The sequence below is a fragment of the Sphingobacterium sp. UBA3519 genome (assembly GCF_002377215.1).
Taxonomy (GTDB): Bacteria; Bacteroidota; Bacteroidia; order Sphingobacteriales; family Sphingobacteriaceae; genus Sphingobacterium; species Sphingobacterium multivorum.
In genome coordinates, this window is record NZ_DFPI01000010.1 from 126,032 (window position 1) to 139,228 (window position 13,197).

The 13,197-nt window shown below is 43.0% G+C and carries 7 protein-coding genes; 3 read left to right on the forward strand and 4 right to left on the reverse strand.

Translation table 11 applies throughout. The features are described from left to right. Positions 1-28 precede the first annotated feature (28 nt). On the reverse strand, positions 29-3,229 hold the full coding sequence (locus B3297_RS04525; RefSeq protein WP_286778515.1) for a SusC/RagA family TonB-linked outer membrane protein: 3,201 nt from the start codon (positions 3,227-3,229) through the stop codon (positions 29-31). Positions 3,230-3,485: 256 nt separating this feature from the next. Between B3297_RS04525 and B3297_RS04530 the strand changes: the two genes are divergently transcribed. Further along, positions 3,486-4,178: an outer membrane beta-barrel protein gene (locus tag B3297_RS04530; RefSeq protein WP_201639747.1), complete on the forward strand. Its 693-nt coding sequence runs from the start codon at positions 3,486-3,488 to the stop codon at positions 4,176-4,178. Between the two features lie 144 nt (positions 4,179-4,322). On the opposite strand, the gene B3297_RS04535 is transcribed toward B3297_RS04530, so the two are convergent. Further along, a complete protein-coding gene (locus B3297_RS04535) occupies positions 4,323-6,713 on the reverse strand; it encodes a TonB-dependent receptor (protein WP_286778516.1) in 2,391 nt (796 codons plus the stop codon). Positions 6,714-7,177: 464 nt separating this feature from the next. Here B3297_RS04535 and B3297_RS04540 point away from each other — a divergent pair, with 464 nt between their 5' ends. Together B3297_RS04540 and B3297_RS04545 are read left to right on the forward strand one after the other, a co-directional pair. Beyond that, a complete protein-coding gene (locus B3297_RS04540; RefSeq protein ID WP_286778517.1) occupies positions 7,178-7,672 on the forward strand; it encodes a hypothetical protein in 495 nt (164 codons plus the stop codon). A 406-nt stretch (positions 7,673-8,078) separates the two neighbouring features. Continuing rightward, positions 8,079-10,442 carry a glycoside hydrolase family 3 N-terminal domain-containing protein gene (locus tag B3297_RS04545; RefSeq protein WP_201639744.1) on the forward strand — a complete coding sequence of 788 codons (2,364 nt, stop codon included), beginning with the start codon at positions 8,079-8,081 and terminating at the stop codon, positions 10,440-10,442. 54 nt (positions 10,443-10,496) lie between these two features. Here the strand turns inward: B3297_RS04545 and B3297_RS04550 are convergent, their stop codons facing one another. Together B3297_RS04550 and B3297_RS04555 are read right to left on the reverse strand one after the other, a co-directional pair. After that, positions 10,497-11,531 carry a sialidase family protein gene (locus tag B3297_RS04550; protein ID WP_286709397.1) on the reverse strand — a complete coding sequence of 345 codons (1,035 nt, stop codon included), beginning with the start codon at positions 11,529-11,531 and terminating at the stop codon, positions 10,497-10,499. Positions 11,532-11,688: 157 nt separating this feature from the next. Further along, a complete protein-coding gene (locus B3297_RS04555) occupies positions 11,689-13,125 on the reverse strand; it encodes an alpha-L-fucosidase (RefSeq protein WP_286778518.1) in 1,437 nt (478 codons plus the stop codon). Positions 13,126-13,197 lie beyond the last annotated feature (72 nt).

A 13,197-nucleotide genomic window follows, 5' to 3' on the forward strand; every position in this document is an offset into this window, starting at 1 on the left:
ACATATCCTCTGTCGCACACCTTTCTCCTTAAAAGGATAAACTCACACCAAAAACAGCCTGTTTCATGGTTGGATAGTTGGTGCCGCTAACCTCCGGATCGAAACCCTTATATTTGGTTATGGTCCAGAAATTTTCAAGCGATGCAAAAACACGTAGATTTTGCACCTGTATCCGCTTCGTAATATCGTTTGGAACTGTATAGCCCAGCTGGATATTTTTTACACGGACGAATGCCTTATTCTGTAACCAGAAATCGCTGTTTTTGGTATTTCTTGTATCTGTATAAGGCAGCAATCGTGGGAATTTAGCATCTGTAGCACCTTCAGTCCATCGGCCATCAGCAATTTCCTGATTGATCTGGTAGCCCCAGCGAACAGTAGGTGTGTAATAGCCATCCGTCCAGACCACTTTGTTGCCCGCGTTACCTTGCAAGAAGACCGAGAAATCAAATCCTTTATAATCGAATCCCATGTTAAAACCATAGGTCATGCGAGGCGCTGTACCATGGCCTACCGGAACCCTGTCATTGTCGTTGATGACGCCATCACCATTGGTGTCTTTATACAAAAGATCTCCTTTTTTAGGTGTACCATAGGATGCGAATGGATTGACTTTTTGATTGGTATTCGGATCGATTGGCGCATTATCGATCATCTGCTGTACGAGCTGCATATCAGCATCCGTCTGTAATATGCGATCGGTTAACAGGATATATTGGGTATTGATGGCATAACCTTCTTGAAGCAAATTGGAACCACTGATAGACTTGTCATTGCCTTTAAACTTGACTACTTTATTGTCAATAAAGGTAAAGTTGCCGCCAATATTGAATTTAAAGTTATCGCCAATTTTATCGCGGTAAGTTAAATTCAGCTCGACACCATTATTACGTACTTTGGCCGCATTGGTGCGTGGTATTGTTGCATTTCCGACAACCAACGGAGCGGGAAGATTGATTAAGATATTGTCCGTTACTTTGTTAAAGACATCGATCGAGCCGCCCAGTTTGTAATTGAATAGGTCAAAATCCAAACCAGCATTCAGGATATAGGTATTTTCCCAGGTCAAGAAAGGATTACTCAGCACTGTTTGCGCAAAGCCCACATAGAGCTGGTTATTTAATACATAGTTTGTGGGATTATAAAGCGCCAAATATTCATAATTGTTAATGTCGGCGTTTCTGCGGAAAGAGTCATCAGTGGTTCCATTATTACCCAAGGCACCATACGATGCGCGGAATTTCAGGTTGGGCATCCATTTGATGTCATAGAAGTCTTCTGAGGAAACCTTCCAGCCAAAGGAAGCCGAAGGGAACGTTCCCCATCTGCTTTTTCCGCTCATGAAACGCGATGAACCGTCTGTACGCAGATTGGCTTCCAAGAGATATTTGTCATCCCAGGACAGGTTGATCCGGCCAAAAAACGACCGCATAGCCCAGTCGGTCATATTGCCAGAAGCTGAGGCATCCATTGTCGCCGCGTTGAGAACAGTCAGGGATGGATCTACAAGATCGAGTTTGGATGCTGCAAACCAACCGTCCTTAAAATACTCCTGGCTGGCACCAACCATGACTTCATAGTTCAGTTTCTCAAACAGTTTGTTCTTATATTTAGCAATTCCGTCCATGTAATAGCGGTACGATTTGATCGATTCGTTGGTTACCGAAGAACGTCCTGTGCCAGCTGTTGCAACTGTATTGGTTAGAAAGTTCCAGCGGTCATTAAACACGGGTTGCGAATAGACGAAATCATCATCATAGGTATACGTGTAAGAACCCTCAATGGAAAGGCCTTCTATCGGTTTCAGTTTTCCGTAGAATCGTGATACAAAGCGGTTTTTGTTGATGTTACCTTTCTGCGCATACAAACGGTGGAGTACGTTGTTGGACTGTGGGTCGTCTTCCGGATTATTTGGTGAACCAAATCTGCCATCTGGCGCACGCAGTACCATGCCCGGAGTGCTTGCTGCAGCAAAGGTAAATACATCATTGATGATATTGGTGCCGATATCGGTTTTGGAAACGACCCCATTGATGTTGGCTCCCAAGGTTAACCAGGGTTTCACATCCGCTTCTAGATTGATACGGCCGGTATGACGTTTGTACGTTGCCTGTTCAATGATTCCAGGGTTGTCGAGAAGACCATAGGAGCCAAAGAACTTGATTTTGTCACTACCACCCGTAAAGGAAAGGTTATGGTTTTGGCTGATTTTGTTCTGGAAAAGCTCCGAAACCCAGTCTGTGTTGGGGTATTTCAATGGATCCTGACCCGCGTTCTGACGCCAGAGATCGATTTTTTCCTGCGAAAATATGGGCTTGGCATTTGGATCGCCGTTGCGATAGCCTTCATTGATCAGCTCCATATAGTTAGCATAGTGGGAAACCATTCCAATGGTGTTGGATGGTTTTTGACTTGAGAAATAATTGTTGTAAATAACTTTAAATTGCTCTGATTTACCTTTTTTCGTAGTAATGAGGATAACGCCATTTGCGGCTCTTGAACCATAAATTGACGCTGAGGCAGCATCTTTCAACACCGATATGCTTTCTACATCTTGTGGGTTGATTAGGTTCATGTCGCCAATAACGCCGTCGATCACGACAAGTGGGTTGGCATTATTGAGTGTTCCCTGTCCACGAACACGCAGTGTTCCCCCATCACTTCCCGGTCTACCTGAGCCCTGATTAACATATAATCCCGGCGCCTGCCCAGCTAGGCCAGCTGACAAGGAGGTTACAGGTCTGCTTTCTACCACCTCAGACATCTGGATGGAAGAGACCGAACCGGTTACATTCTCTTTTTTCTGTGTACCAAAACCGACAACAACAACCTCGTCAAGTCCCTTGGATTCATTTTCCAAGGTGATTGTAAGGGGGCTGCCGGCTTGCGCCTTAGTCTCGATACTTTTATAACCGACGCTGGTGAAAATTAATATTGCATCGTTCTGTTGACTTTTGAGTTCGAATGAACCACTTGCATTGGTCGATGTTGCTAGATTCGTTCCTTTAATCTGAACGGTGACATTGGCAATGCCTTTGCCGTCTTTGTCTACAACCTTACCCCGAATGGTTGTCTGCTGCATGGCCAGTGAAAGCTTGCTGTTTGTTTTAACAGGTGCAAATGGAGTCGCTTGTGTTGTCAGGCTAGATACGACCAACAAGCAGGATAATGGTATTGCCGGATACATCCAACGATTCTTCGAAACGGATGCGTTTTTGATCTTGATCATAGGCTTTTAGATTTAATTGGTCTGAAAAATAAATTTTCTATGAAGTGAATTTACAGTATTGGCAGAAAACAATAAGCACGTTTTCTCGCAATCGTTTTCGTAACAGCGCGCCGAAAAACCGAAAGATTTTTGGTTAATATTTGTTTAAAAATGTATGACTGCCGGGAGTATTTTGGATCATTAGTTCAAAAGTCGGTGTAGCGTTTAAAAGTAATTATCGTTAAATAAGGAAATTATGTAAACCTATTTCTTTCGTATGATGAATATCAAAAAAACCGCGTTATTGTTGTGTCTGTCACTTGGAGCATATACAGGCTATGCGCAGACAAAATGGAATGTAAAAGCTGGAGTTGCCTTTTCAAATGTGGATGCTAAAAATAAAGCGGGCGATAAGGCTAGCACGGCCGCGGTTGCAGGCCTGTATTTGGGGCTCGGTCCCACATTACAGCTCAGTGAGTATTTCTCTTTAGAACCGGCCTTTATATTCGCTAAACGTGGATTTGAACGAAATGAGGGAAATGTTATAGGCTGGGGTAAGGATTTTAAAGCACATACGTCTTATATCGAAATGCCTATCGATGTTGTTTTTAATGCTACGATTGGTGCAGGTAAACTGGAGGTCGGTATAGGCCCTTATATCGGTTATGGATTAGGTGGGAAATGGAAAACCTCAGGCCCTGTCCACTTAGGTGATATTGCCATTGGTGAGGAGGGCGATATTAAATTTACGAACGATGCCAGTGAAGGTGAATATGGAAGCTATAATCTTGGGAGACCTTTTGATTACGGCGCTCGTGCAAAAGTGAATTATCTTTTTAGGGAACATTATCTTGTCGGCATAGAAGTTCAGAAAGGAATTGCCAATTTGGAATCCAAATGGGGGGATTATAAATCTGGAGATGCTATACGTAACCGCTCTTTGGGTATTTCAGTTGGCTATCGGTTTTAGTGACTTGAAAACGGCGAATAATTAGTTGACGTTGTAGGAAGCATGAGCGCGTCTCATCAATCCAGTCGTTTGCCTTCAGCGCCTGCTGTCTGGAGACAAACGACTGGAAATAAATCTTTCCGTTGTACTTGCTACTCTTGCGAATTAGAATTCAATCCGGTAGTTAATGGTTGGAATAATACCAGTCCATTTTTGGGGTTCAATGATGCGTTTGCTGAAATTATAGTGCATGCCTACCGTGTTCTCTCTATTAAGTAGATTCTGAATATCCAAAATAAACAGATGGCTTACTTTTTTGCGATTAACCCGATAGCTCGATGAGAAATCAACACGTACGTAGGGATCGGCAGTCAGGGTATTGATGCGATCTTGGTCAATAACTTCTTCGTCTAAACGAAGCGATTCTTCTTCCAGAACAGGGGAATATTTTCTTCCGCCGGCATAAATAAATTTGGCATTCAGACCGAACAGATTATTTTTATTCTTTCCCACGGTCCATTCTTTCCCCATCAGCAAATTTCCTACATAACGTGTGTTGAATGTGGTATTGTACTCTTTACCATTAAGCGCCTTGAACTTCGAATCAAAAAGGGAGGTTGTTGCCATGAAATAATAGCCCTTGCTCAAAGACTTCTCAAGCGTGAGCTCAATGCCGTAGTTTTTACCGGTACCTTTATTGATAAGCTGACGGTAGCTTGATGTACCAATGGCTGCAATATCCGATACATTGAGTAAGGAGAAGTTGATGTCGGAATCGGTCGATACTGGGACATCATAAAGATGTTGATAATATATTTCTGTCTTAAATCGGAGTGTTCTGCTGAGGTTCTTTTCATAGCCAATAACAGCCTGGGCAGATTTGGTTGGCGAGAGAGCCTTGTTTGGTTCAAGGCTTGTTTGAATTCCGCTTTTTGCAAAATAATAAACCAAGGGCTCCAGTCGGTTATATAAGCCGGTTCCGAAGGAGATCGTTTGGTCTGCAGCAACATGCCAATTGAGGCCAAGCCGTGGCTCGATAGACCAGCTCTTGCTCAGTGCAAAGTAATTTGTATGTACGCCGGTGTTGAGCGTCAATTTTTCGTTTAATACTGTTTTTAACTGTGCAAAAGCATCATAAGTACTTGTATTTCCAGTCTCATTAATCCGCTCTGTCAATGCCGCTAGCTCGGTGTCGTAGGACAGCGCATAGAGGTCATAATGTAATAAACTTGCATTTAAGCCCGCTCTAATTGTGTTTTTATTGTTGGCACGATAGTTTAATGTACCTGCATAACGAAGAGCCGTATTCGTAAATTTGTCCTTGTGATATAGGCTGGAAATATAGTCCCGTGTTAATGTATCGGTTCGGTTGGAATTACGGCTAAGGGACATGGAAACAATGTTTGTAAAATATAATCTGTCGTTCGCAATGTACTGATGTTTTACTCCGGCACTTCCGGCATTAAATTTTACATCCAGATCCTGGGCATCTGTCCGTTCCTCCCATTTTTCGTAATTACGTTCAGCAGTTTGTTGGAGTTTTCCTAAGCCGCCTATACCGAATAAGGAAAAAGTTCCAGCCTTTTTTGTGGGAAATACAAAATTAAAAGAAAGATCCTGATATTTTGGGACGCCTGTGTCTGAAACTTTTACACCAACTTTTTCCAGGAGGCTCAAGGAAGAATAGCGGTAACTAATTAAATAGGAGGCGTCACTTCCTTTTTTGAAAGGCCCCTCTAACGTTGCTCCTACGCCCAGGACTCCGACGTTGAACGTGTATTCGCGTTTGTCTGTATTTCCTTTACGAAACCTCAGGTCAAAAACACCAGCCGTTGCATTGCTGTATTCCGCTGCAAGTCCACCGGTATAGAAATCAGACTTTCCCAATACCATGGTATTGAGCATACTGATTCCGCCGCCCGCAGCGCCTTCGGCCCCAAAATGATTGGGATTTACAATTTCGATACCTTCAAGTCGCCATTGTAAGCTTTTGGGGGAATTTCCGCGAACAATAATTTCATTGTCATCGCCGCCGGCAGCGACACCTGGAAAACTCTGTGCCATACGGGCAGGATCAAAAAAAGCTCCTGCATAACGATTTGTTTCCTCAGGAGAAAAGGAACGTCCACTCGTCATTGCCATCTGATTGAGTGGTTGCTTTCCAGCATTGGCGTAAACGACAGCCTCACCCAATGCATTAATTTGCGGCTCCATTTCCACACTGACCATATTCTCCCTGCCACTGGTGATCAGTAATTCCGTAAATTCTTCTGGTTTATATCCGGCCATGCGGACTTGAAGCTGTTGACGCCCAACCGGAACTTGCTGCAGGCGAAATATACCCTGTGTGTCTGTACTTACAGACTTTGTCCCGTCACTGGATGAAATAACAATTGTGGCACCTGTAAGCGGTAATCTGGTATTTTTATCTATCACGGTTCCTTTGACGGTTTCGGTCACAACCTGATTTTTTTGCTTAGGCGATGCTGGTTGCTGGGCTGATGTAATCCCTGCTTGAAGCAATAATCCAATGAGTAAGATTGGCGATAGTTTCATAAAAGATTAGTTTTTATCTTTATGACAGCTGGCATTCAATTTACCCTTAGCTTATTACTTGATTTTTTATTTTTCACTCCACTGGATGCTTGATCCAACGTTAGTTTGCCTATCATTACAGGAAATTTTATACGCTTTTTCTATAAGTAGTTGTTAACATAAAGTCTATTGATTATAAGTTAATTAACATTGTTGTTAACATTTTGGGTTGCCGTTTTTGGACTGAATGCGTAATTGGAAAAAAGCAGGAGATCCTCGATGTTTTTAACAAAAGATCTGCTCTGTATTAGAAAGTTAACATGTTTATTAACAATTATTGCGTGGATGTATGCCTATCCTCGCTAGTGGCGCGAAGTGCTTTCCGGCTCTTAGTCTATTTTTATCTGTTTAGTTAATAATAATTAATTTATTGTAGCGATATTGGTAGGATGATCGTCATACAGCTATAACTAATGGAAACCGCAATGAATAAATTATTTACGGGAAGTTTTGCTATCCTCTTTTTACTGACGAGCTGCAGTAAGGAAAATGAAGTGACTGTACCTATGGATGTTCAAAAACAGCTGGAAAGTTTTGAATGGAGCCCTATCATGTCTGTGAAAGGTACGGCAAATGAGCAGCATAAGTATAAACTGAAAGATTGTGAAAAGGATAATGTGTATACGTTCACATTTGCTGAATCAGCGAATAAGTTCACTGTCAATCGTGGTAAGGAACTATGTGGGGATGATAAGCTAACATTTGAAAGTTTGATTTTTGCTGAACAACAGCATCGCGCTTTTATCTATGATAAAGAGAAGAAAAGTATCAAGTTTGCTGATGATGATCCTTCCCAAAGTTATGAGGTACAGCTTGATGGTGATCAGCTTATATTAATTTCACGCAATAATAATCCTGCAGCATACGTGATACCATTTGAATACTATTTTCAAGGTAAGCGAACGGCTGCAACAAAATAAGTAGTATATTTCCTTTAACATTCAACAGGAAGACGGCTAGCCGTCTTCCTGTTTTTATTCAATTCTGTTTTGATGAAGTTGCAATTGAATATTCCACATTACTTTTTTCTTTGTCTACCTGTTTTGTTGTGGCCCAACGTGCAAGAATGAATTTCGTGGATATTTGCCATTTGCTCTCCTCTACTTCAATACATAAAGTAGACCCTTTGTTAGGTTATTTAGATGAACGCTGTTCAAACCAATGCCGCCGCCCTATGATTATTAAAAGAATCAGGAATCAAAATTTAACTTGATTATTTAGGCTAAATCGTTAATTTAGTGGTTTGGAAACCGGTTGCATAGATGGCGTGAACTAATAAAACCGGATCCAATTAATGAAGAAAACTAGATAAATAATAATCCACTTATGAAAGTCCGTATATTACTGATGGCGGCAATGACGACATTGCTCTGCCCACAACTTCAAGCCCAGCAATTGCCCTATAAGAATAGTGCCTTACCAATTGAAAAACGGGTAAGTGATCTATTGGGAAGAATGACTGTGGAAGAGAAAGTCGGGCAATTGAGCAAATTGCTGGGCTGGGACATGTATAGCAAGAACGGAAAGCAGGTTACAATCAGCAATAAATTGCGAAAGGCGGTAAAAGAACAGCATATCGGATTATTATGGGCAACCTTACGTGCCGATCCCTGGACACAAAAAACCTTGCTGAATGGTTTGAGCCCTGTAGAAGCTGCGCGCGCTACCAATGCGATCCAACGTTATATGGTGGATAGCACGCGCCTTGGAATTCCATTGTTATTGTCTGAAGAGGCGCCACATGGACATATGGCTATTGGTGCAACGGTATTTCCTACCGCAATTGGGCAGGCGAGTACATGGAACCCGCAGTTGATTCAGGACATGGCTTCAACAATCGCCATGGAGACTTATGCCGTGGGTGGTAAAAACGGTTACGGTCCTGTATTAGATTTAGCACGAGATCCACGTTGGTCGCGTACTGAAGAGACCTATGGGGAGGATCCCTATCTTATTGGACAAATGGGAAGCGCAATGATCCGTGGTTTTCAAGGGGAAAAGATCGGTGAGCGGGATAAAATAATAGGTACTCTAAAGCATTTTGTTGCCTATGCGGCTCCGGATGGCGGTCACAATGGTGAGTCCGTGTCGTTTGGCGAGCGAAGCCTGAGACAGTATTTTCTCCCGCCTTTTGAGCGTGCTGTGAAATCGGGAGCTGGGTCGGTTATGACGGCATATAATAGCATTGATGGTATTCCTTGTTCTGCCAATTCCTGGCTGTTGAATGATATTCTACGGAAAGACTGGAGATTTACGGGATTTGTCGTATCGGATCTACTGAGTATATCAGGGCTCAATGGCGGGCATGCAACAGCAGCGACTGCAGAAGAAGCGGCTTCACAAAGTATACATGCCGGATTGGATGTCGATCTAAGCGGGACTGGTTATGGTTCAAATCTGCTTAAGGCTGTCCAACAGGGGCTCGTTGAACCTGCTGTTCTCGATACAGCAGTGGCCCGTGTACTGCGAATGAAGTTCAATCTTGGTCTTTTTGATCATCCTTATGTGGATGAAAAAATGGTAGCGCAAAAAGTCGCTACGACGCAAAATAAAACGGTGGCAAGACAAGTGGCACGCGAGTCGATTGTTTTGCTTAAAAACGATCAGCACATTTTACCCTTAAGTAAATCGTTGAAACGAATCGCCGTTATAGGGCCAAATGCCGATAATCCTTATAATCAGCTGGGCGATTATACTGCTCCACAGGCCGATGGTAAAGTGCAGACTTTGCTGACCGGAATCCGGGCGGCAGTGGATAAAAATACCAAGATCGATTATGTCAAAGGATGTGCGATCCGTGATACCAGCAATTCCGATATTGCTGCCGCTGTCGCTGCTGCAAAGCAGGCCGATGCAGTGGTTTTAGTCCTCGGAGGTTCAAGCGCACGTGATTTTAAAACGTCGTATCAAGCAACTGGAGCGGCCAATGTTGATCCCAACACGGTAAGTGATATGGAAAGCGGAGAAGGATTTGACCGCGTTTCCCTGGATATGATGGGCGATCAGATCAAGTTGCTGAAAGCGATACAGGCGACTGGAAAACCTCTTGTACTTGTTACGGTTATGGGAAGACCATTGAACTTAAATTGGGCAGCTGAACATGTGCCTGCGATCGTGAATGCCTGGTACCCCGGACAGGAGGGAGGCTTGGCAGTTGCCGATGTATTGTTCGGTGACTATAATCCCGCTGGAAGATTACCGATTTCGGTACCTCGTTCGGTCGGCCAGCTTCCTGTACATTACAACCATACAAAACCCAAACATCACGATTATGTGGAGATGTCGGCTAAGCCATTGTATGCATTTGGTTATGGGTTGAGTTATAGTAGCTTCGATTACTCCAATTTACAGATCTCTTTGAAGGAGAATGGCAATGATTTTGCTTGCACAGTGTCATTCGATGTCGTCAATAACGGTAAATTGGCTGGCGATGAAGTCGCTCAGTTGTATGTTGTGGATGAAGTAAGTTCGGTAGTGACACCGGTTATGCAATTGAAGCGATTTGAACGCAAAAACATTGCCGCAGGAAAGAAAGAACGTTATTCGTTTCAATTGACTAAGGAAGACCTCAAACTTTGGAGTTCAAGCAACGCATGGAAGACAGAAAAGGGAAAATTTAAATTCTTGGTTGGAGCATCTTCTGATGATATCCGACTGAAGGGCGAAATGGAATTAACGAGAGATTATTAATCCTAAACCGCAAACAATACTATAGGGCTGCCCAATTTTGGACAGTCCTTTTTTTTATTTGAGCACAATATGTTTGATACTTTTCCTGTTCCAGGTATAGGTGATGTGGATAAGACCATTTGTGTCCTGAATAATTGTCGGATAAGAATACTCATCGTTCTTTACCCCATCTTCAAGGGTTAGAACATCTTTCCACTGTAAGCCATCCTTTGATATGGCGACATGCAGTTTTGTGCGTCCTTCCCACCAGTCGTTGCCAGCGATAGCCGGATTGAAGACGATCATCAATAAACCATTATTTAAACGGATGGCGTCGGTGGCAGAATTGGGATTGAGCAGGTTTGTGGATTGCCAGGGGCCCCAGGTAAGGCCTTCATCTGCTGAGAATGCTGCCATCACTTTATTTTCTTTACTTCGACAGAGCACCTGAATGCGTCCATCTGCGTGTTGGATCACACTGGGCTGAATAACCTGGATACTGGTATCTGGGCGTATTGCGCTGACGGACCAAGAGCGGCCATGATCGCGGCTGATTTCCAGGTGTGCTTTCCAGATTTCTGTTTTGGATTCCGTGCTGGAGGGGGAGAGCAGCAGTCCGTTTGTCAAGGTGAGCGGTTTATTCTTGATAGGCCCCAATATACCTTCAGGTAACTGCTGCGGTGCTGACCAGCTGGTTCCCTTATCAATCGAATGTTTGACATAGCCTTTCCATTCTCTGGGGTTGGGGCCTATTTTATAATACAAAGATAAGGTGTCACTGTGCGGGTATTGATAGAAAACAGGATTCCATGTTGGAAAGCGGTTGTCACCAAGGATACCGTCTGCAATCTGTACAGGACGCTGCCATTGTCCATGACTATACAGTGAACTCCATATGACAACATCAGGGTTAGATTCATGAGTACCACCAAACCAGGCTGCCAATAAACTGTCTTTTCCGATAACTTGAATCGTGGAGGCATGACATTGCTGGAATGGAACCTGACCTGTTTTAAAAATTTGCTCTGACACCAGGATCTGAGGTTTATACGTTGCACATGAGGATACAAAAAGAAGGATAAATAATGGAAATAGGTTGATTTTTTTCATTGGAATTTAAGGTTCTAAAACCCCTATAGTTTGTTGATGACTTATTTTCTTATTCCTGAGCAGCTTTGGGGATGTTAAATGTTCAGGCGATCATCGGTAAACAATGACCTTGTTAAATGATAAAATTCCGTTGGATCGTATCCAACGGAATTTTATATTATTTGCCTTGCAATTGAATTGCAGTAGCATAGCTAAAACGTGTACTAGGACTTCTCAAGGTAATTTGGTTACCACGTTGAGACCAGTCCAATTTACCTTTATGACCTAGAATAGCAATCTTTTTTACGTTAAAATTGTCGGGTACTTGAAAGACGTATTCATTGGGCTGCTGGTAAGTGTCACCTTCAGAAAGATGGAATACATTGACCACTTTACTGTCTTTGCTTCTGGTGTAGTAATAGTCACCTTGGTGATACGGAGCAATGGTACGTGTTGCAAACACTGCAGTTTGATTGATTTTCATCCAGGCTGCCAGCTCGTTCAAGCGATCGTATGCAGCCTGATCGTAATCTCCTGTAGGGCCAGGGGCTATGTTCAATAAGTAGTTTCCGCCGCGGGAAATAATTTTTACCAATGTTTCAACAATCTTTTTGGTTGGTTTGTATTGGTCGTTGGGCACATAACTGAACGAATTACCCATGGTGATGCAGCTTTCCCATGGAATATCCAACGGATGTTCAGGAATCGCTTGTTCGGGAGTGACATAATTTTCCCAGTTTCCAGGTACCGTACGGTCAACGACGATAATGCCAGGTTGATTTTTCCTTGCCATGCCACCGATGCGGTCCATGTCAATATTTTGATCCATTTTGATCGTCTGTTGCCAGTCAACAGATTTGTCAACCGTTTCTAAGGGGCGGACCTGGCCACCATCCAGCCAAAGGATATCGACTTTGCCATATTCGGAAGTCAGCTCGTTGATTTGATTGTAGGTAAAGTCTTTGAATTTTTGCCAGCGATCCGGATATTTTTTAGGATCGTAATTTACATTTCTGTCTTTTGGCGGAAAGTAGGACCACCAGTAGTAATCGGAGTGCCAGTCCGGTTTGGAGAAATAGGCGCCAATTTTGAAGCCGTCATTGCGAAATGTGTTAAAGATTTCTTTGGTTACATTGGCCTTTGGATTTGTCGAAAATGGCGTTTTGGAGGAGGTGATTTTATAATCCGATTCTTTGGTATCGAACATGGCAAATCCATCGTGATGTTTGGTTGTAAAGACGACATATTTCATGCCGGCAGCTTTAGCGGCATCGGCCCATTTCTGTGGATTGAAATCTGTAGGATTAAAGGTAGTCTGTAGATTTTCGTAGTTCTTGAGGTATTCAAAATAAGTTTTACCATGTTCGGGTTTGCGTTGCGTCCAGCCTTCATCTTCGGGACAGATACTCCAGCTTTCGACGATTCCCCATTGACTATAGGTACCCCAGTGCATGAAAAGACCAAACTTCATATCTTGCCATTGTTCGAGATTTTCAATCACTAGAGGATCTGTCGGTTTTTGATAGCCATTAGATACGTTATGTGCTTGGCCAAACGCTAATGTTGCACTTGAAGCAATCAGCGCGGTGGATATAATGGTTTTTAGTTTTTGCATGGATAAAGATAGTGAAAATGATAAAAAGAAGGCCACCTTAGGTGGCCTTCTTGTAGATAGATGTAGCTTTTG